The organism is Planctobacterium sp. AWM4_229, from assembly GCF_056160305.1.
In genome coordinates this window covers 250,354-272,668 of sequence record NZ_JBSWWX010000002.1, presented here as the reverse complement: position 1 = coordinate 272,668, position 22,315 = coordinate 250,354, and the positions used below count along the sequence as shown (strand labels likewise).

Below are 22,315 nucleotides of genomic sequence, written 5' to 3'. Positions count from 1 at the left end.
TAATCCGAGAAAAAGGCAAAAAACCAGGTTTTTTCAGCAGCGTTGTTAGACAGTGAAACGCCTCAGGGTTATGCTTTCTTCTATACCTCATTTTTTACCCGGAAAACATGAACTTTCCTCGTTATTTACGTCTTTTCCTGCTGTGTCAGGCACTGCTTTGTAGCACTGTTGTGCAGGCGCGCAGTGAATGCACAGATAAAGTCAAACGCCAGCCAGAACTCAAGTTAGGTATGAGTACGGCGCTCAGTGGCCCTGCACAATATATTGGTCAGTCTATGCGTGATGGTATGTTGGCTTACTTTGCTAAAGTGAATTGTGCTGGTGGGCTACATGGACATCAGATAGAGATGGTGGTGCGAGATGATGGTTATCAGCCTAATTCGGCACTAAATAATGTTCAAAGGCTGGTGGAAGAAGACAATGTCGTGGCCGTTGTGGGCAATGCCGGAACCCCTACGGCAAAACTGGCAGCGCCTTATTTGCAACAGAATGAAGTGGTTTTTTTCGCGCCCTACACCGGGGCTGGTATATTACGGGAGACGCCACCTCAGAGTCATATCTTCAATTTTAGAGCCAGCTATGAACAAGAGATGCAGGCCATTATTGAGTTCATTGTTAAATCGGGTATCAAGCCGGGCCGTATCGCGTTTTTCCTGCAAGATGACGCCTATGGTGCTGCCGGCCTCAATGCGGCAACGTCGGTATTAAAGAAAAAGGGTTACACGCGCGCTGATGAATTGCTGGTAACTCGCTATCCGCGTAATTCTTTGCAGGTGGAGGATGCAATACTGCAAATGTTAGATATGCCCAAACCACCTAAAGCGGTGATTATTGTGGGAGCCTATGCTGCATCGGCCAAGTTTATCAACTATAGCCATAATCTGTTTCCTGATACCTTGTATTTCAATTTGTCTTTTACCGGAGCGTCAGCTTTAGGGGCGAGTCTGGATATCGCCAGCAATCGCGTTTTCGTTTCACAAGTGGTGCCCTATCTGGGGAATGGGCTGGCACTCTCTCACGATTTCAGACAAGACATGGCCACCTTTATTCCCGGTGGGCAGGTTAATGAGATTAGCTTTGAAGGCTACATCGCCGCCAGGTTGCTAATAGAGAGTTTGCGGGTAAAAAATACCGAATTAACGCGCCAGGGAGTTCGTAATGCGTTGGAGCAAACCAGTGAGATCGATATTGGTTTTGGTGTGCCTCTGGGCTTTTCAGTTGATAGTCATCAAGCCAGCAACAAGGTTTGGTTATTGCAATATCAACAGGGGATGGGGTTTACCAAAAAGGTGAATGGAGACAACCATGAATAGCGAGTTATTTCCACCTGCACTGGCCACCCAGGAAGCCAAGAAAAAATGGTTTCGGTTTATCATTTCAGTCACCTTAATCACCACTTTTATCAGTGTTATGTTAGTGCACTCCTACACCGAGTTGCGCAAACTAATGCACCAGGAAACCCGTCTTTATCTGGATTTCAACACGGCGGTTATTAAGGACTCTATTGCCGATCACCTGAGCGCCATTGAAGTGATTGCGCAAGATTTAGCAACGGATATCAAGGCCTCTTCTTTAGAGCCTGAAGCTATTCAGAAAATTCTGGAGAACACCGGGGCTATTCACGATGGTTTTGTGGCCATCGGTGCCGCTTTCGAACCTTACGCGTTGGATGATCGTTTGCGTTTATTTGCGCCTTATATCGTGCACCATGAAGGTGGTTACCGCACTGAGAGGTTAGATGCCTGGTACGATTATTATGCGCAAGAAGCCGATGGGCGCTGCGTTACCAACAACTGGTATCAATGTGCCAAGCAAAAGGAGCAAGGTTGGTTACCTTTGCGTTTTGATGAGATCAGCAATGCCTGGATTGTGCAATATGTACAGGCCATCAGGGTAGAGGAGCAATTACTGGGTTATGTTAATGTCAGCCTCAATATCAAAGATATCGATCAGCTGATCAACAAACTAGACACCGGGGATGAAGGTTATGTGATCATTTTTGATAGACAAAAACGGCAGATTTACCATTCACTACACCCTAATACCCGAGATGCCAATGACATTTATTTCGCAGATGTGTTCCCCGAGCTAAACCCTGATAACTTGTATGATTTACCCGCCAGTGAGCAGATGGTTATTCCCAACGAAGTCACTCAGGTACCGTCTTTCCTTGATCTGGCCCTGATTGTTAACACCGACTGGACTATTGCTGTGATAATCGAGCGGGAGTTCTTCGGTCATCACGAATTGCAAACCGATGTCTCTCCACTGGCGTCTTTGTTGGAAAATAACCATCATATTCTGACCTTTATGATTGTCTTGACAGCAATTTGCTGGACGGCATTGGGCAGCTCTTTGGTGCAAGATGGTTTCCACGGACGTGTGTGGTGGTCGGCATTATTTATCACTCTCACTTTTGTGGGCGGCATTGTTTATATCTGGGTAGAGCAACAGGTAACGGATCTCGATGCCATTTACGGCACAGAGGTGATCACCAATAAAGCGGATTTGCGCACTTTTGTGAAAGATTACAGCAAAAACACCCTGCGCTCTCACAAAGAACCACCTATTTTTGTGCCCACCGGGGTTGCATTGCAATCCATGAAAATGGACAGCGAAAACAACCTTAAGCTCACAGGGTATATATGGCAGCGCTTTATGTTGGCCAATAACTATGAAATTGAAAAAGGAGTGGTATTCCCCGAGTCCAGTGAAACCAATATTCGCTTGGTGTACGACGAAGTAGCCAATGGCTATCAAACCCTTGGTTGGGCGTTTGAAACCGTTATCCCGGAGCACTTTGAGTATGAAACTTATCCCTTTGATAAACAGCTTGTATGGTTGCGGATATGGCCCAAAGAATATTTGGAGCACGTGGTATTATTACCGGATCTGGAGTCCTATGACAATATGAATACCAGCAACCGACCCGGTCTGGAACAAGACTTTAGCGTTGGCGGTTGGCGTGTAGAGCGCAGCTTTTTTGATATTCGCGAAAATAGCTTTAATTCCAACATGGGTATAGCCAACCGGGCCAACAAAAATCAGGCACCAGAGCTGCATTTTAACATTGCTATCAGCCGGAACTTTATTGATCCCTTTGTTTCGTATTTGTTCCCGGTGATCATTGTATTGCTGATGTTATATGCGGTGTTGCTAACTAACTCTAAAGATGAAAACCGCATCGGACTGATAGGTTTTAATGCTTTGGAAGTACTGGCCTCGGCTTCTGCTTTGTTTTTTGTGGCCTTACTGGCTCATGTGGAGTTGCGCTCTCACATCGGGGCCAATGAGCTTATCTACATGGAATACTTTTTCATTATTGCTTACATCATGATTTTGATTGTGTCGGTTAATTCCATCTTGTTTAGCTGGGGCTTTAACATCACCATGATCCAATATCAGGATAACAATATTCCGAAACTACTCTATTGGCCCGTATTGGGGGGCTTGTTATTCTTTTTCACCATGTTTGCGTTTTGGTGATAGAAACTACAGGGCAATCAAATTGTAACGACCGGTATAAAATGCTTGCATGCTGAAAAAACTGCGCTAGTGTAGGGGGAGTTTTCATTTCAACCCTACACTCTCGGAGATTTTTATGTCGTTAACGGTTTCCAACGTTATCAAGCCAGTCATACAGCAATATCTTGGTTCGCTTTCTCATTTGTTAAACGAGGCCAAAGCTTTTTGTGAAGAAAAAGGCATAGAAGAAAGCGCATTATTGCATGATCGGTTAGCTCCCGATATGCACCCGCTCATTTGGCAATTTCAAATGGTCAGTGAATTCAGTGCCCGCTGTGCTGCCCGGCTTGCAGATGTCGCCATTCCAGAATATCCGTTTGAAGAAAACAGCTTTGATGAACTCCAGCAGCGCATTCAGAAGATTCAGGATTTTGTATCCTCCCTGGACAACGAGGCTTTAGATGCGGGTTTACAGAGAAACCAACAAGTACCGCTGCCAAGCGGAGATAAGCTTGAATTTAGAGGCCCAATCTATTTGAGCCATTTCTTTATGCCAAACTTCTTTTTTCACATCACAACGGCCTACAACATCTTGCGTAAAAACGGTTTAGCATTAGGCAAGTTAGATTTTATCGGACAGATGCCTCAGTAAAAGCGTTTATTAATAATTGGTATAAAGACACAACAAGCTGCGTCGAACCGGCTTGTTGTCATGTTTGTTATTTACCGACCTAGCCAGCCCCCTTTTTGGCGTTTATTAAGCGTTTTGAGTATCCAGGCGGCTTTTTTCAAACTGATACGTTGCGCTGCAAGGTCGATTAAGATTTGTTTCGCTTTTCGGCCTCTAAGTACGGCATCAAACACGTCTACTACCTCTTCTAGTTGATGTAGGAAAAATTGCCATATCCGGTTATTTTCAACTTGAGGGGGTTTATCATCATCTTCTTGCTGCAGGTTTTTCCGAATCTTCTCCAGATCATAGCGGCTGTCTTCATGCAGTGACGATTGCGCTTTACTGAGTATCTCGATGCATTGTTCAACTGCGGTGCGATCGAGGTGGGAATAAACCGGTAAGGAAGCCAGTTCTTTTAGTGATTGACCCAATGCTTCACCGTATTGAGTTGTTATATTGCGGGTAAGCATCTCGACTCTTTGCCACTGCTGCCAGCTGTAAACAAAATCAAGGCCAGGCCCTTTGATGTTTTGCAATCCCAAAATATCGGTCTGAATATTACCGGGTATCTGTTGTGCGATGTGCATATTAAGCTCGTTACCTCTGATGTGATAGTCATCCACTAACTGTATTTTTTGCACAAAAATAGCCGTTAAGAATTCAGTAACGGCCTCGTGAGAGGTTGTTGTTACTTGACCTCCTGAGGACAGGTTTTGCAACAGTGTCTGAGCTTCGCTAAATTGTTTTAGCAGTTCTTGGGCATGAGCTTTGGTGCTGCCATCCAGCTGTGTGGCTGGTATCTCCTGCAATTTAGACTCAATAAGCTTAATGTCACCAGCGCAAGGGGGAAGTTGACCGGCGCAAAGTTTTTGCAAATAGCTTTCCAGTTGTTCGATATCCTCTGGTAGCAATAAAAAACGCAACAAGGACTGAAATTGTTGAATATATTCCTGAGGTTGCCCGGCAATATTGAGATTACTCTCTAGCCTCTCAGCGAAGGCTTCTTCAGCAAACTGCTGGAAACCGTTGAGATTATTGCCAATGACAAAGTGTACTCTGGCGGAAAAATCAAAAGCGATCAGTCGCGCAAACACTTTACTGCGGGGAACGCGATCTGCACGGTTGTTGAGAACAGTAACAAGTTGCAGGTCACCGCTGAGCTGTTGTTTTCTGTCGGTATAGCCCAAGCGCTCCCAATTGGCCAGGGCACCATAACGCTCATTGGCGGACATGCCGTTAATAAAACGCATTTTTCTACCCGCTACCTCAGTATAGGGAAATACCTGTAGCACCCCAATGTCAGGCACCACGCGGTCAGCCATTTCTTTGATAGCCATTATCCGTGACATTTGTATTTCTTCTGCCATTTTGGCTACCAATGCGATATTAGCTGGGTGCTCTTGATAGGGGAATCGCTCCAGCAGGTCTTCAGGGATGGTGGCGATTTCTAACCAGTCTACAGGTGTGAGTTGCGCATCCTTTTCAATGGCTTCTTTTTCCAGGTAGGCCAACATATTTTCTTCAGAGGTCCAGACCTTGGATTTTTGCGGAATAAACTTGGCAATCACCTGGGGGACATCGATACCGGCCGGCCCCTGCAGATCTTCGTGATCGGGAAAACAATTGGTGATAGTCACCATGTCATCCTGCATCCACTGTTGCTGCAATATATCAATATAGCGTGGCGTTAACCCCATACACTCCCAGCACAAGGTATCGGCTTTGAGTTTCGCCGCCAGCCGGGTAACAAAGGTCTGCTCCCAAATAGTGGCTTTGTCATAGGGGCGGAACAGAAACATTTCTTGAAGTTGTCCGTAGCGGGTGGCATACAAAAACATGGCTTCACAGCCGGTGGTTTTTGACATGGTGGCCAGGCCAACGGAGTTCACCAAGGCCGATTTTAGTCTTTCAGTACCGGATTTCCCTCTGGTGCCCCAGCCTCCAATGGTAATGGGGATTTGTTTACGGGCCGATTTGATGCGTTGCCCCAGCAATGCGTGATTACCCCAAAACAAGGCCAGCATAAACAGGGAAAACAACAAAATGTGTTGAATGGTGTTTTGATATACCGAAACAAAATAGCGCTGAAAATCCTGATAAAACTGGATAAGCGTGATGGGCACTGCGATATCGAAAAAGCGGCTTACCGCCGGTACTTGAGTTTGTGGCGCTGCATCGCTTTTCACCGGGTAGCCATTGCACTTGATGCCGATACCCAGTTTTTCCAATTCGCGTACGTAACGGTCTGGCGCATCACTATCCCACGCGCGATTGCGCAGCTCTGCAAAATACTTAAAGCGAAAGCTCAGTTTCAATCTGGCCATGAGATTTTTAAACAGATCCTTGGGGGGCGTTATTTCTGTTTTTCCGGCAACGTGATACAAAGTCGTGACTTTGCCGGTTAAGCCTTTTTGCAGTGCCGAAATAACCTGATCAAGCAAGGGTAAAAAGGGGCGCCAATGACCTTCTTCAGCCATGTGTAAAGGTTCACCCGGAACCGTGGTTTGACTGACTTCCGCCAGCTGACCAGAGGGAATAATATCGTGGCTCTGATACAGCCTGCCGGTGACATGACTGTGGTGTTGACGTTTATCCGTTGCTGGATGTCTGAACTCGTATAAAAAGCGCCACAACCGAAAGCCCATTCGGGTGTCGTTTAATATCTTTTGTTTTTGTACCTGAATGGTAAATCTGTGGCCAATATTGGCAGCCAGCCAGCGTTTTCCTTCATCGCTGGCCAATAGTTGTTGTTGCTCTGCATTGAGGGCCACCGATTTTTTGCGTTCTTTTAACAGTGGGGTCAGGGCTTTTTTCAGATCCGATTGTAAGGTTGCCCACACCTTTTCTCTGGCTTCCAGTGCCAGATATTGCAGGCGTGGTGACTCGGTGCTGGCGATAACCTGATTTAATACGTCATTGCAGCGCTGTTCCAGTGTATCTCGCTCTTTGGTATTACCTGACAATATCCCCACCAGACTCACCAAGCCCCGGCACAACGCCTTGAAGCGTAAAAGTGAGGAGGCGTGTTTTAATTCATTGAGAATAAAAGCAAAAATTAACTGCGAATGTTGAATATAAGGCAGCTGTGATACCAGATAGCAATACACCGCGTCGCTCTCGTCTTTGGATAAACGCAACAGTATCGAAGTGATCTTTTTTTCATCATCACATACAGGTAACACCCGGATAATACTTTGTCTGACGGTGGGGCTAGGGTCCTGAATGAGTTGCTCGGTTAACTCGAAGATTTCAGGTTTATTGAGATAATGCAGGGAAATCACATCGGCAATGGCGGCGCGAAAAAATATCTGATCTTGTTCGTCTTCGCGATTGATACGGGTATCAATCAGGTTGATGGCCTTATTGATATCCGCGACGGCTAACAGGTTTAGTGCCTCGATTTGCAGCTCCGGCTGCTGTTCTTTATCCAGAGAAAAGCGATAGGTATAACGCAATAGCTCAGAGCTCAGGATGTGTGGATCCTGGCTGTGCAGTGAGGTGAGCATACTACTGAGGCTCTTAAATGCCGCTAATTGCACTTTGGGTTCGCTGCTATACCGAATCCAGGGGGTTAACAAAGCTTCAATGGTGAGCTCTTGCCAGGATACTAATATTTTGTCCGCTGCCGCTGAAAAGGCCAACAAATCAAACAAAGCGGAGATCCGCCCCATTAAAAAGCTGGCAAAATATTCCTGGTCCTTTAGGCGACTTTGCCAACGCTCGGTGACGGCATCTTCATCAAGATAGCGTTTTAACGCTTTGCGATCATTCCTGAGGTTGGAACTGCCCAGGTATTGGCAAAACTCCAGCAATAGTTCCCGGCGGCCAGTTTCACTGGTTTCCTGACTAATTTCGGTGTGGAATATGCGGTAACGACTGCGCAGTGAATCCAGGCGGGCACCGCACTCGTTGAGTTGTTCACTCAGCAACCTTATGCCTTTAAAAAGGTTTGTTGGAGCATCAGGGGGAAGGCTGTTGTCGGCGTTTTTCAGCCATTTTTGAGCCAGCTCAGTCAGGTATTGCCGATAGGTTCGTTGCCAGAAGATACTTAATCCGGTGGCTAATATTTCCTGATGACTACCGTTCTTCGCCATTTAGTGTTCCTGCCCGCCAGCATGGCCAGTTGATTCGAGTGTTTCCAGAAGTGCCTCTTGCTGTCTTAAGGGACCAAATGCTACAGATTGCGGTTGGTAATCATCAATCAAGCGGTGACCAGCAGCAAGGTAGCCAATTCTGATGCTCCAGTAGTTTTCATTATTGCTCAGGTTGCGTTCGAAGCCCATGCGCAGTCGCCAGTGGTTTTGCGAATGCCAGCTGAACCACTCAACACCCACCCCTAAGCGATTATCAATGCTGCTATTTTGGCGGTGCGTATCTTTGAAGTATTTCTGCCAGCGCCAGGCAAGATCAGCGCTAATGCCCTGATAATAAATTCGCGTACCCAACTGGATAAAACCATTGTCCAGTAACTCTTTGTCTGAGAGTTCATTACTGGTAACGGCTAACTGTGCCCAGCTTTCCAGATCGTGATACCACTTGTAGCGCAGCGTCTCAGAGGCGCGCAAGCCATGCCTGTGGTCAAGCTTGTATTGGCTATAAACGGCACTGGCATATTGCAATGGATCGCGACCTTCATTGAGGATGTTAGCGAATACACCGACACTAAAACGATTGAACAAACGCTGATTAATACTGTATTGCCAGTGAGTATCGGCACTAACCCGTGCTGACCATGCCCAATCTTTGTTTTCCAGACCTTGTTGTCCATTAATGCGGGCACTCAAGCGCAAATCGAGATTGTCTAACCATTGGGTATCCCACCAATTAAGCTCAAGGTGCAGGCTTTCACGTAATTGTGAATCGTAACGACGCAAAGCCAATTCGCTACTCAAATAGGTGCGGTGGTTAGCGTCACTGTCTTGTATAAACAATCTCAATTGTTGATAACGATTATTGCGACTGACATCCTCAGTGGCTGAGCGGCGTTGCTGAGTGGAGAGTTCTGCTCCCCAAGTCTGGTCTTTATGGGACTCGGGCACATTCAGTCTGCTTCGTAAAACGATGTGGTGGCCTTGTAATTCTGCGTCAGGGTACAGATCCAGTGTGGTATTTTGAGCTGCAAGTGCAGGACTCGCCTCAGGAATTTCTGAGGAATTCGCTAAGCGCAGCAAAGAGATGCGATGTCCGACATAGTCTTTGGCTTCATCAAACCAGCTAAACAAGCCCTGTGGAGCCAGCATATATTGATGACGGGCGAGACCTTGCTGATTGAAACTGTCGATACGCAACCAACTATCCTGTTCTAAATATACCTGAAAGGGCTCCACCTTATCGGCTTGAAACAAACGCAAACGCAGTGATTGTGGCTGTTCTTGCCACTGTCCTTGCGGGCGCTTAAATTGCAATTTTGCAATGACGTTGCTAAGTCCTTGTATCGATTCCACTGACAGGCTTAACTTGTGCTCACCAACGGGCAAGGTAAGGGGAATGATGCGCTGCTCACCACTGTGTAACAGGAAGCCCGGCTGTGCTTCATTATTGATTTGCAGATGCAATTGACTTTGCGCATCAGCGGCAAACAAATGCTGCTGGGCGCGAACAATAAGTCGATAGGACTCGCCTTTTTTGCTCAACAAATCATAGTTCAGGGCGGATTGTGTGGTCAGCTTTTCCCAATCTTCCTGATAAGGCAGAAACATGAGTCGAGAGCGCACGGCGTCGGGGGTTAAAGGTTCATTGGTTGGCGCCTGGTAAAAAGTAAATTTTTTGGTTTGAATGGGAAAGTTCAGCGCCTGCCATTCTGCCGTGGCATTAATGCGTCGCGCTAATTGTTGTTTAAACGACGAATCAGGCAGCTTGGCTAAGGCAACATTCAGTTCGGTTAATAACGACTGAACAGGCTCTTGTTCAAACAGCCACACTTGCTTTAATAGTCTACTGATATCCTCGGTTAGCGTAGGGGTAAATTGGCTTTGCAGTTGAAATTCCCGATTGTCCAGTCCCTTGTATTGCCAGTAATGACATTCAAATTGTTGTTGTTCGTCGCTCAGTCGCCAATAGTGCTGATAACTCACTGTATTGTCTCGATAGCAGGTTTGCGCCGTAAACTGTTGCTGTTCATGAGTTAACAATTGCTGGAGGTTAACCAGTACCGGGGCCAGGCTGGTGGCGATTGTCAGCTCCCCGGATCCCGGTAACCAGGCGGAGAAGCTATGGCCACTGCCCACAGAGCCTTGTTGGTGGCGCAATACCTCACTGCGAAAATCGCTGTTGTTTATGGGTAATTTATAGCGCTGCTCACCGTGGCTGATGGTCAACCAGTCGTCATTTTGATGCTCCTGTGTAAACCATTGTCGGGTGGTAAATGCCAAGCGGGTCGCTTCGCTCACGCTTATTTTCAGTGGTTTATCCGGGGTTACCAGATAATTGCGTTGTGGGACGTTGAGCTCGGAATTGTAAAGCTCCACAATTCCGGCACTGGATATTTTCTGGATAAAGCGCAATCCGGAATGCTGAGCTTGTTCAGGGTGCTGATTTTCTTCTTTAACCGCCGGGTAGTGAGTCTCTATGGCTTGAACAAACTGCAGATATCCCAATTTCTGTGCGGCGCGATACAGCAAGATAAATTTTTTGTCTGAGGCTGGCGTTTTATTCAGTATAAATAGTGCGTATTCCGGTTTATCGTTAAGCAAGTACAGGCTGGCCAATGCCAAACGGGCACTGGCTTTTGAGTTATCGTCAAATTCTGGCGCTGCCACAACGAAACCAAGCAAACTGATTTGTTCAGAGAGATTATCCTGTGCACGCCATAACGCCAGCAGCCGGTCTACAGCCTGGTTTTTTATGCTGGCATCCGGATGATGCAGCACCAGAGCTTTAAGCATAGTTTCACCATAAATCTGCCAGCCGGCATTTTCCAGATGCGTGTAAAGCTGCTGCCACCAGGGCCAGGTGTTGAGTTCGGGTTGTTGAAATGCCTGCTGAATGGCGTGTAGATGAGGCAATGAAGCCGGGATTGTATGGTCAAACAGCGGTCCGGGGAGTTGTCCTTGTTGCAACCACTTTTGCCAGGATTGCGGCACCTTCTGTTGCTGAAATTGCTGCGCTTTAATGCTCTGGTACTGCACAAACTCCAGCCACTGTGGGTGCTGCTCGACAAATTCGGTATTATTCTGATCTTGCGCCGAAAGAAGCCAAGATTGCCATTGTTCTTCATCCAGTTTCAAGCTGCCGGCGATTTGATAGCGCAAACGCAATTGTGCCACACCCTTGACGCTTTGAACCTTCAGTTGTTGCCAATTGGGGGGCAGATAAAGCGTCTGGCGGGCAATAAACCGGGTAGTTAATTGTTTCGCTGCTGAGTCATCATTCAAGCGCCATTCCGGAGAAAAGATAAAGGGTTTCAGGGCTGGCTCAGCAAAGGATTGCAGGGTCGTAAAATGCTCACCATCTATCCAAAGCTCAATGGCAGCATCACTTTGTATCGTCTCATCGGTTGCCAGTTCTACCGCGATGCGGTTACTTGTCTGATCTCCAGCCGGGAAGAAAAACAGAGGCGAGTCTGGGTTAAACTCAGTAAAGGAGATTGCAGAGGGCTTGGGGGAAATACCTGGTTTAGCAGGCGCGTAATCTGGTCGTTGGGCATCGGGAACCACTTGCCACTGTAAACGCTCTGTCTCATAAAAACGTTGAGTCAAAGCTTCTTTGCCATTCACGGGCAGGGACTTTTCAGCTTGCCAGCGATTGAACAGGCCATGGCGGTCACTGTTTGCTTGTATTTGAAGGGCTTGCTCTTTGGTGTTTCCTGAAGCGAGACGCTGCTGTAATTCTCTCAATGCCTTTTGCTTTTCCACTTGCGGTGCGCTGAGCGTCTTAAAGTTTTTGGAAAACAACCAATCTTCATCGATTGCCTGCACCCGCATTTGGGTGCCTGATTCGACGCTAACCTTGTTTACTGCTTGCGTCCCGGTGGAGATCAAAGCCGGAAAGTAGCGAGCTTTTATCGGGGATTCCGGCAGTAGAAAACTTTCAGGCGTTTGATTTTCCAAAAGCGGGATAAATTGTTGCTTCTGCGAACCTGTCTGGAGTTTGATAAAACGATTGCTCGGTGCGCGCCACTGCATATTGTCGTTACTGATGGCTTCCAGCCAGTAGTCTTTTTGTTGCGACAATTCAAAATGGCTATTCGCTTCCAGCGTGTGAAAGTCGTTGTGCTGGTGCTGACTACTGCTAATTCGTTGCTGCTCGCCCTGCTGCACAGACAACCAACTGATAGGTGCGAGATCGCTTAACTGCTGTTCAAAACCGATATACAGGCGCAGTTTTTGTTTTTCTTTTGACGGGCTATGGAGTACTAATACGCGGTCTACAGGGCTGGCAGCTAGATAGGCGCTTTGAGCTGAAAAGCTCAACTGCTGGGCAATGCCGGGGGAGTCAGATAACAACCCCTGAATTTCAAAATATGCGCTTTTTTCCGTTGTAACCGCGTCACCATCTTCGTCTAAAAAGGTCATCATTAGATGCCGATTAGCTTGCAGTAGCAGGGTAATAGGCTCATCCCTGGACAGAGCCACAGTATGATCAAACGTGGGCAGAATTTGTTGCGATTCGCTGATGATGTTGCCATCAATAGCCATGGCTTCCCAGTTAACCACTGTCTGTGGCCTGGTTGGCGTCGCCAGCGCTGTAATCGCTGGTACGCAACACAACAACAGGAAGAAACTTAATCTAACAGACACGCTATTGCCTCACTGGGTATTGCCTGCACTAGCAGCGCTTTACGAAGGTTTATTGCCATTTCAATATGCAAAAAGCTTACCTGGTGTTCTTTTTGTGCCCTGAGCAACTTTCCAACCGGGTTGATGGTGGCACCGAGTTCGAACACGTCTCGCCCATAAGCCCTGGCTAGTAAGGAGCCATTGTCCCGCAGGCAGCTTTGTCGGGTGACAGTGCCGGGATCAGGGTAAAGGCTACCGTTACTTAAAATGATATCACTGCTTTCGCCACTGTCAGATTTGCGACGAGCGGGATTAAAGCCATGGATTTGCACAATACTGATAGGCTTTTGCATTTTGATAAAAGCTTCTGCCGCTGCGGTAAACAAACTAGAGGCAAGACGAGACAGGTCACTTTGTTTTGTTTCGTAGCGATGTTCGGTATTGAACATGATGATATCGGGTCTGGGGATCAGGGTTGCATCACTATAGAACCATAACTCGCCGATTTCTCGGGTGTGTAAATCAAAAGAACCATGGGGCACTTGCAATACACGCAGGGCATTATTGGTAACAGGCCAATGCAACCAGATCTCACCCTGGCGTGGATTAGGCGGTCGCACTACCATAACATCATCTTCCAGTTCAGCTGACAACAAGCTAAGAGAGCGGGTATTTCCTGACTGCAATATTTGCCGGATATCCTCGACGGCGGATTGATACTCTTGTGCGCTCATCTCAACGCCATAAAGCTGAAAACTGAGGCAGCACAAGAACAGTGTAATTAGGCGTTTCATCAGTGATCCACCTCCGTCCTGTAGCGTTCAATGATGGGTGTAGGTTTTATTACCCGTTTTACAATAGAAATGTAAACATCCTGCCCCTGTAATAAGCTTAATTGAATCTGGTGTTCGCTATTGGTAAGGTCCTTGTCCAATAATATCGAGAAAGATTGCCGGCCTTTAAGTTGTCGTTTTCCTGATAGTTGATAGCCGCTATAGAGGGTTTCAGGCTGTATTTGATAGCGTCGTTTTAACAGAGTTTTGCTTTGCTGTTCGTTTGCAATCCGCGAAGTGTTGAGCAAGTTGACATCCAGGGTGACTGGCTCTGTGCCCGTTTGATATAGCACAAAGGTGAGCATTTCCTGGTCGCTCTCTTTTTGATTGTTGATGGTTAAGGTTTCGCCGCTTTTAAGCAACAGTCCTCGGCGCTGTTGCCATTGGGTATCTTGCCTGGGCATATCGTTGCGCCACCAGGTGATGCCGGGCGTATCAAAACTGAGCATGCCAGTTAAGGATGTATTGAGTATTGACTCATCGACTATGCCCCATTTTCCCGCAATCCAGAAAGGCTTCTGCGCGGTGCTATTTTTGCGCCAACGCACTTGAATGGGGTCCGCCCCATCTCTGAGGAAAAATAATCTGGCGCTGGTAGGACGGCCTTGCAGATCGTTTGGCTTAAATTCTGGATACCGGGCTAAAGGAGCAAAATTAAGCGCAGTATTTTCTTCTGTACTAACAGGTTGGCCTGGGTAGGGGTTTTCCACCATAAGGTCGCTCAGTGTCAGCTCGCCGAAGTCGTTTAACAAGGATTGATAAGTTTCATCGGGATCTTGCAGCGGACGCTCGCTAAGCAAGCTTCTATGGTAGTTTTTCAGTACCCGGATGTTGCCAGCGTTAATGTGTTGTGACCAATTGTCGGGACGCACTGCAAACCAGTCAGGGACACCTGCCGGATAGTCATACCAATCTCGCTTTTCTTGTGGTAGCGTTCGCAGCGAAGGCATACTGGCAATACGAGTAAATAGTGAGGCCAAAACTGGCTGGTTGCTGCTAACTTTCAGGTGCGTTGCATCGCTGGGTACCTCAAAATAGACGGTGGACTTTTCACCCAACCAGTTGAAAAACTCCTCGTTGGCCAGTTGGCTATCTAGCTCTGGTGTATGGGATGGGGTCAGAGATAAGGATTTAACCAAGCTAGCCTCAGAAAATATCTCCACTTTTACCTCGGCATTTTTTCCTGTGGCAATATCTTGCTCTGCAAACGCTCTGACCTGCAATTGATAGGGGGTTGGTAGTTCACTTTTGGCTGCCAATGTCCAGTTTAACGGCTGTTCTGGTTGCAGAATCGTTGTAGGGGAAAAGTGATCATGTTCCTCTAAAAAACCCGTTTCGGAAAACAAAGTCAGAGACATGGGCAGTGACGAGGTAAAAGTCACCAGTCCCGGCTTTAATTGCAGCGACTGACTAAAATGCGAGCCGCTAAATTCAAATTCCTGGCGGGTTTCCCAACTGTCATTTTGGTTGAACCAACTCATATTGATTTTGGCTTTTTTATCTTTGAATAAGTGCCCGGCTTCCAGTCGATACTGGCCAGAGAACTCAATGGGAAAGGAAACGCGTTTGTAGGCATCACTATGATGGTCATATTGACTCAGCAGGTGCCGCTTTATGGCAATATCAATTTGCGGTACCCGGTAAATCAAGAGTGATTGATAATCCTTACCTTCATCGCCGGCAGGCACCAGTGGCTGCCAGCGGAATTCCGCCAGATTTTCTTTTTCTTCATCGGATAAAAACGCAACATCAAAAGGGTAGTGTTGTAGCAGATTATCCCGCTGCTTTTGCGACAGTCGTTGCCACAAATCCAATGCAGAAACCCGGCTACTGCGCTGCACATGTTGATAGGCTCTGACCGCGACATCTTTGATTGCAGGGCTTTTCACCACTTGGGAAATCACCAATCGGGTGGCGCCAGGTGGTAGACTGAGATGCAGATTTTCGGTGTCGGCGAGTTTGTCCTGAGCATTGGCTAAAAACGCTTCTGGGACCACCTGGCCATTCACTTTAAGCTCCACTTTGGTAGTGGCTCTGGCATGGTGGTGAAATTGATTTTGATACAGGGTATTCCCTTCTTTGTCTTCCACCCGTACTTGTAAGTGGTAGGGGTAACGGGCGGTCTTGTTATCGCTGCCGTCCAGAATAGCGGCAGAGGAAATCCATAACTTTCGCGGTGATTGTGTGAGTGTGTAATCCAGTATTTTTTCCGGCGGAATAATGTAACTGCGGGAAATATCCAGTTTTACTGAGGCGGGGATCGGTTGCGCGATTCGCTCCAGACCACTGCTACTCAACAACGACATCAAGGTCATTAATGCTGCACCAAGCAAGACTAAAAAAGCGATAACCTTTAATAACGTCCTCATGATTTATTACCCTCCACAATTCCCTCGGGTAACAGCCACAAGTAGCGCGCGTTAATAAATTGATTGACCGCTCCAGGCTGAGCAGTGGACAGCTGGCGCTGATTCAAACTATTGAGATTAATGGCAGCAATAAGGTTATCCTGCTCGTCCAGCAGTAGCAAAAACTGTTGCAGACTGGAGCTATCCAGTAGGTAGGCCAAAGACCCTTGTTGATAAAGACTGATGGCATTAGCCAGACTGTGAATATTGCGGTTGCTGGCGTAGCTTTGTAATTCTCGATGCAGCTCGATGGCATTGGCATAAGCCCCTTGGGTTTGAATGGCAAAGCTGCGGATATCTCGGCGATAAACCGGTAAACCCAATAAGCGGGCATGCTGCTCCTCAACTTTTATGGCGTCGGTTGCTTTAAAGCTGTCTCTCACCAAAGGACTGATCCACAGGGTGATAAACTGCTCTTGCTGCAGGTAATTGAGGTAATCAATTTGCTGGCTGGTGCTTTGATAGTAAGGTGAGGTGACAAAGTCACCGTTGACAAAGCGATAGCTCAAGCCCAAATCTTGTAGTTCAGCCATAAGCTTGTCTGTTTCCGGGCCAGCAGCGTACTGGTTAATGTTACGCCACACGCTCACCATGGCCAGTTCTTCAGGAAATGGTCGGGACTCCTGAAAAGAAAAGCCGCGCATCAGTACTGGAGTGGGGGAGCGACTATCAAACTCTTTGCTAATGGCCATGAACATAGTGTGGAATAAGGAGTGTTTGTTGCCTGCCATGGTGACATTACTACTACCGTCGGTGTTGGCCCAAGGGTGAGTGCCGGAAAGCAACAGAAATCGGCTTTGTAATTTGTTGAATAATGCTGCACCAAATTCGAAGCTGGTGCGGTCGTAAAATGGATTCGGTACCATCACCAGGTAATTACTGTTGGCATTTAAGTTGATGACCAGGCTTGCCCAATTCTTTCTATTATCCAGATCCGCTTCTAAATGTTGTTCTTCCAAAATAAGAAACTGTTTCTGAGTGAGGGGTTGCTCCAATAGTCTGAACTCGTATCCAATACTGGAAGCCTGCCAGTTTAGACGCTGTAATTCGTTGCGATTTTGCTCTGTCCAGCCTTGCTGCTCAAAGGTGCTAAGCCAGGACATGAGTGGGATAAGTATGTCCTGATACCAAAACAGAAGTTGGCTCTCTTGGGGTTTAACAAAGTCATTACTGCCTTTTTGGGCAATGAATTGTTTGCGCTCTAACAACCAGGAAATCAGATAACCTTCAACGTGATCCACTTGTGCATCACCGGAAGTGGACTGGTACACCTCAATACGCGCCAGTGCGCTGCGCATTTCGCGATTGTTTAAGCGTAGCTCCGCAATACCGAATTTGTCGTGCTGCCACTGAGGCGAGCTGCCCTGTGAGCGCCACTGAATATTGAGATCGCTGACCACATTACTGAGTAACCCTACGGGCAGCGCTTCAGGTAAAGTGCGCAACACCGTCAACATACTGGCATCCGTATCTTGTTCTCGTTTTAAGCGTTTGCGTTGTTCGGTGATTTTTAACGCACCGCGAATTTGCAACACGTTGTGCTGACTAAAGGTTTCGTGAGCAGCCTGGAAGAAGCCTTCATCAAGATCTGAGTCAAACAGGTACTCACCTGAGTTTTGTAGTTGATAAGACAAATCGATAAACAGGGCCTTCGCGTGTGTCTTTTGAAACAATGCCAGGCCAAATGTGGCGGCACCTAATTCCGCCCTTGCGCGAGTGACTTCAATGACCAGTTCAGACTCAGGTTGCAAATTGATGGCGTAAAAGCCGATGCCCTCTTTGTGCAAAACCAACTGTTTTGTGCCCAGTAACCAAATATCAATATCGCTCTGTTCAGCCTGCTCTTCGAGGGTGGGCAATATCGCAGAAATGTTTTCGGGACTGGCATGTTTCAGGGCGTTTAAGATTTGCATAAACATTTGTCTTTCTTGTTCATCTCCCTCGGTGGGTTTGACCTCTGAGAAGAATGAAACTGGCCGTATTTCAGCGTAAATTTCCTGGACACTTTGTTGGCTTAATACGGCGCTGCGCAAATTGGAGGCGTTTTCAACTGCGGGGGATTTGTCGCCAACAAAGGTGAGGGCAAAACCTGCAACGGTGGCCATGGAAATCCCTACGAACGAGGTAAAAACCGTACTTACAGCCATCTTCAGGGCAATTTGTTTCTGGTAGACTTTGACGGCTATCAAGGTACTCACGATGTAACCAAAACCAAAATAATCGGAAATCTTGGCCGTGGGTAAATACTCAATTAAGGCGAATCCCAGCAGGATTTTGTAGGCGAAACCAATATTGAAAAACAACAGCAGCAGTCGCCCCCCCTCAAAGGTGATACCGCGTAGCAGTGGAGTGCGCAGGGCCATGATACCGAGGAATAAAATAACGGCGGCTTCAACAAAGGTGAATAGCAGCTTCTCGGGCTGATACCACTGTAACGCCAGTAGCGCAGGGATGAGAATGCCGTTGAACTCCCAGCCAAACTGCAAGTTCATACGCGAAGCAATAAAGGCGGTGGTGAGCAAGATGATGTATGCCTTAGGGCTGGACAGCAAAGAGGTGGCCAGGTCTTCGTACATGTAATTCAGGCCACCAATATTGAAATTCGTCAGCGGAATGAGCAGCCAGTTGATAATAACGAAGGTTAAACCCAGGTATAAAAACAGCGCTTTGCTGCCTTTAACAACACCACCCATCCACATTTGATTGGCAATCAAGGCCACTATTATCAAGCCAAAGCTTTGCAGATTGTTTTGTAAGTCGTATTGGGCAAATAGGTCGCCCGAGGAGGCTATCAGCAATGGGAGCAGAAAAAAGTCGAGGCAAATTCGCACCAGCACCGAAAGTAGTATTAACGCGAAAAAGCGGTCTCGACCAAACATCTCAGAATAGCCGAAACGCACCAGCAGTTTATTGGCTAACAGCCAAGCTAAACCATAGGTAATGTAAGCTTCCACAAGTACTACAATGGCGCTGGCGGGTTTGACAAAGAATAAAGGTACCAAATAGCCCGGTACTACCAGGCCGGCTAAGGTGGTGCCAAATCGGGCGTTGAGGAAAACAACCACACAGACGCCCACCCACACAGTGGTAATTACAGAGCTCTGTAATGCACCGGCGGGAAACAGACTGAGTTGCAGAAAGTCAGGCATTTAGTAGCGTTTGCGCCTCAATAAGTTGGTCGGGTGTAAGCGGCTTTTCCAACACCGCTTTTACAAAGGGCACGGCGCGTATTTTGCGTAACTCTTCATCGTTATTGATGCCCGTAACCACAATGGTTGGTGTGGTGATCCCCTGTTCTTGCATCCAATCCAACAAGCCAGCACCATCCAATTTAGGCATTACCAGGTCGGTGACAATAAAGGAAAATTGCTGACTCTCCAGTAATTGCTTGGCCAATAATCCGTTGTCAGAAGTGACCACGTTCAGTCCCAAATCGTTCAACCACATCTTGGTCATCATGGCCAGCATAGGTTGGTCTTCCACCAATAATACGGTTTTATTGTTGTCACTCATTGAGATTTATCCCCTCAATTAATATGGATAAACGATAGCCTTTGCCAACACGAGATTTGAGACGACAGTCCATGTTGGCATCTTTCGCGGTTTTAAGCGCCACCAATAAATCAGATAGCAGGTTTTGCTCACCCAACAGGGCATTTTGTTGATAAAGTTTTTGCAGTTCTTGATTGGGCAGCCCGTAGCCTTCACTCTCAATTTTGATATACAACACGTCTGTGTCATCGCGTTTCAGGTGTTTGGCGATGATGTTTATATGTTTCGGCGCAATAGCGTCATCTGCCATCAATTTAATGCCGCTTTTTATCAGCTGCGTAAACGCATCCGGTGAACCCAGCCCAAGAATGACATAAGAGGGTACATTGACATCAAAGGTTACGTCCCGCCAAAACACGTTGCTGGCAGCACTTTTCCGTTTACTTTGGATATGCGTTGCTAATAATTCCAGCGGATTGAATGGGATCATGTTAATGTCTTCTCGCACACTCAGACGGTTCATGAAGAAGTGAGTGCGGCGGGTGCTATCGGCGGCTTTTTTCAGCTCGATGTTTAGATAGGTAGCAAGCTGATTGATGAAGGGGTCTTGCGCTTTACGTTCAATTTGTAACAGTCCCATTTGCAGTGTGGAAAGGTGATTTTTGATATGTATCAGATAATTATCATATAGCCCCCGCTCAATTTGCAGATAGGCCTGTAGGTCTTTTAGGCTGATAATTTCCACCAGAATACCATTTAGATTGAGATGCAGCTCTTGTTGTTGCTGCGCATTACCGCTGTGGTTAGTGGCCGAGATAACGGTGATGTATCTCTGCCCTTCAATATTGACAAACTGCCGCACACTTTGACGCTTTTGCTGCAAGGTAATCTGCCGAATGAGGTTTTTCATGCTGTCGTCACTTAAGTGCAAAATCTGTTTTAAAAAGCCCAAGACACTGCTGTTTTCAATATCCAGATTATTGCGCTGGGCGAAGCGTTGCATGGCGTCGTTGCGATGAGCAACTCGACCAAAAATATCAAACACGATAAGCGGTGATGAGGTGGAGTTTTGTAAAGAACGCTGAAAATTTAGCTGTGTTAATAACTGACCTGTACCGGTTTGAATGGCTTGCAAGCGCTGATTCTGCTCGTTGCCCAGTTGCTGATGTAGGCGTCGCTGTGCATAGCGGCTCTGTTCCGTTTGTTGTTGCAAGTGCAGTAATGTGCTGATTTGCAATGCAAACAGGTTAATTTGTTCAAACAGCGCCGTCATTTTCTGTGGTTCTTGTTCCATCGTGGTGAGCGCCCAAAAGCCCAGAATTTGAGTACTGCGGTAAAAAGGCACCAGAATTTCTGTTTCGTTCTCTTGTCGATTCTTAAAAAAGGATCTGGAACAGCGCACGGCTTGTTTATCTTGAATGGCCTGTAACCAAGGCTCTCGTCGCATATCGCGCCGCATTTCGTCGATATCTAGCAGGCTGCAGTTCACCGCTGAAATTTCCTTCAGGCGATTAGCGTCGTCGGTTATCTCTAAAAATATGCAACGTTCCAGTTGCAGATTTTGAGTCACCATACCCGCTATTTTTTGCCAGAAGGCATCGTGGTCTTGATGCGCCGACAAATTGCTAATGACAGATTTAAGCTGCTCTTCGAGATGATGTAGGGAGAGGTTTTTTGCTCGGATAATAAGCCAGTGCAAACTGGATATCATCACTATCCAGCCGCTAAACAGCTCTGCAAAAGGCGGAATCACTCTCAATACCAAGCACAGCGGCACACATAGTAAAACCAGCAACGCACCGGTAGCGAATACCCGATTTTGTTTAGTGACAGGCGAGCTATAAAAGAACAATATGAATAATCCGGCGCAGAATACCAGCACCAGGCAGAGGCGTAACCACAGCGGCAGTTCTATAGAGACATCGCCAGATTCCCAGGCAAGCAGTGCGCCTGCGTGGAATTGCAATAAATGCCAACCTAAATGGTTTGGGTGCTGTGGTACTTGTAAGGCAAAGTGCTGCAGCTCCAAGCCAGTAATGAAATAAACATCTTTGCCCTGCTGTAAGCGTCCAACCACATCGGATTCTTGCAGCAACGTGGAGGTGATAATAGGGGAGTTTAGCGAGACTGCTGAAAAATCGATAAATTGCGCTGGTAGTTGTGGCTCCGTCAGGCTCGGGTGCAGCGAAGCCAATGGCGATTTTAATGCATCTGTATTTGAGTGGCCCATTAAAGGCAGGGTTCTGGCCATGCCATTGAGTAATTCCGGTTGGATAAGATATCCTGCTGTGGGCTGCCATTGACTGTGTTGTACATAATGCAATTGGCCATCTGGCGAGAAGTGGGTGCTGGGGATTTTGATGGTGTTGAAGGAAAACTGCTCAAGCTTCGATTGAATCTCAGGTGATATTGGTTCATCAGGTAATACCCAAAATAACCGGCCGCTGCTCTGCTCGGTTATCTCTGCAACTAAAGCCTGAGCTTCGTTGGAGAGGGGCTCATCAAGACTGACAATCACAAATCCGGCTTGAGTCTCAGTGTTACTCTGAGTCAGGTACTCCTGAAGTTTGATGTTGGTCAGTAAAGACAGGCCACTGAACTGCAACATTAATACAACTGTTAGTACGATTGTGCAGGTGAGCGTTAGCCATATCCCGGTGTCTTTGCTCAATTTCAATCAAGAACCCCCTATTGTTATGGTTTTTTTGGGCAGTTTAGGCGATTGGC

At 47.0% G+C, this 22,315-nt stretch carries 10 protein-coding genes; 3 read left to right on the top strand and 7 right to left on the bottom strand.

Going from position 1 to position 22,315, the window contains the following annotated elements; translation table 11 throughout:
- Positions 1-107: 107 nt before the first annotated feature.
- The 3 genes from ACXAGP_RS04280 (at position 108) to ACXAGP_RS04270 (ending at position 4,117) form a co-directional block, all read left to right on the top strand.
- Positions 108-1,313 carry an ABC transporter substrate-binding protein gene (locus tag ACXAGP_RS04280; protein ID WP_475259764.1) on the top strand — a complete coding sequence of 402 codons (1,206 nt, stop codon included), beginning with the start codon at positions 108-110 and terminating at the stop codon, positions 1,311-1,313.
- A complete protein-coding gene (locus ACXAGP_RS04275; RefSeq protein ID WP_475259763.1) occupies positions 1,306-3,486 on the top strand; it encodes a cache domain-containing protein in 2,181 nt (726 codons plus the stop codon). The genes ACXAGP_RS04280 and ACXAGP_RS04275 overlap by 8 nt, the downstream gene beginning before the upstream one ends.
- 115 nt (positions 3,487-3,601) lie before the next feature.
- Positions 3,602-4,117, top strand: a complete 516-nt coding sequence (locus tag ACXAGP_RS04270; protein WP_475259762.1) for a DUF1993 domain-containing protein — start codon at positions 3,602-3,604, stop codon at positions 4,115-4,117.
- A gap of 71 nt (positions 4,118-4,188) precedes the next feature.
- On the opposite strand, the gene ACXAGP_RS04265 is transcribed toward ACXAGP_RS04270, so the two are convergent.
- From ACXAGP_RS04265 to ACXAGP_RS04235, 7 genes are read right to left on the bottom strand one after another with little or no spacing between them, the layout of a single operon-like run.
- Entirely contained in the window at positions 4,189-8,232 is a 4,044-nt protein-coding gene (locus ACXAGP_RS04265; protein ID WP_475259761.1) for a hypothetical protein, read from the bottom strand.
- Positions 8,233-12,876 carry a hypothetical protein gene (locus tag ACXAGP_RS04260; RefSeq protein WP_475259760.1) on the bottom strand — a complete coding sequence of 1,548 codons (4,644 nt, stop codon included), beginning with the start codon at positions 12,874-12,876 and terminating at the stop codon, positions 8,233-8,235.
- Entirely contained in the window at positions 12,861-13,649 is a 789-nt protein-coding gene (locus ACXAGP_RS04255; RefSeq protein ID WP_475259758.1) for a hypothetical protein, read from the bottom strand. Before ACXAGP_RS04255 ends, ACXAGP_RS04260 begins: the two co-directional genes overlap by 16 nt.
- Entirely contained in the window at positions 13,649-16,057 is a 2,409-nt protein-coding gene (locus ACXAGP_RS04250) for a hypothetical protein (protein ID WP_475259757.1), read from the bottom strand. Before ACXAGP_RS04250 ends, ACXAGP_RS04255 begins: the two co-directional genes overlap by 1 nt.
- A complete protein-coding gene (locus ACXAGP_RS04245; protein WP_475259756.1) occupies positions 16,054-19,245 on the bottom strand; it encodes a poly-gamma-glutamate biosynthesis protein PgsC/CapC in 3,192 nt (1,063 codons plus the stop codon). The genes ACXAGP_RS04250 and ACXAGP_RS04245 overlap by 4 nt, the downstream gene beginning before the upstream one ends.
- Positions 19,238-19,609: a response regulator gene (locus ACXAGP_RS04240; protein ID WP_475259755.1), complete on the bottom strand. Its 372-nt coding sequence runs from the start codon at positions 19,607-19,609 to the stop codon at positions 19,238-19,240. The genes ACXAGP_RS04245 and ACXAGP_RS04240 overlap by 8 nt, the downstream gene beginning before the upstream one ends.
- Entirely contained in the window at positions 19,602-22,265 is a 2,664-nt protein-coding gene (locus ACXAGP_RS04235) for a hypothetical protein (RefSeq protein ID WP_475259754.1), read from the bottom strand. The genes ACXAGP_RS04240 and ACXAGP_RS04235 overlap by 8 nt, the downstream gene beginning before the upstream one ends.
- Between the last annotated feature and the right edge of the window lie 50 nt (positions 22,266-22,315).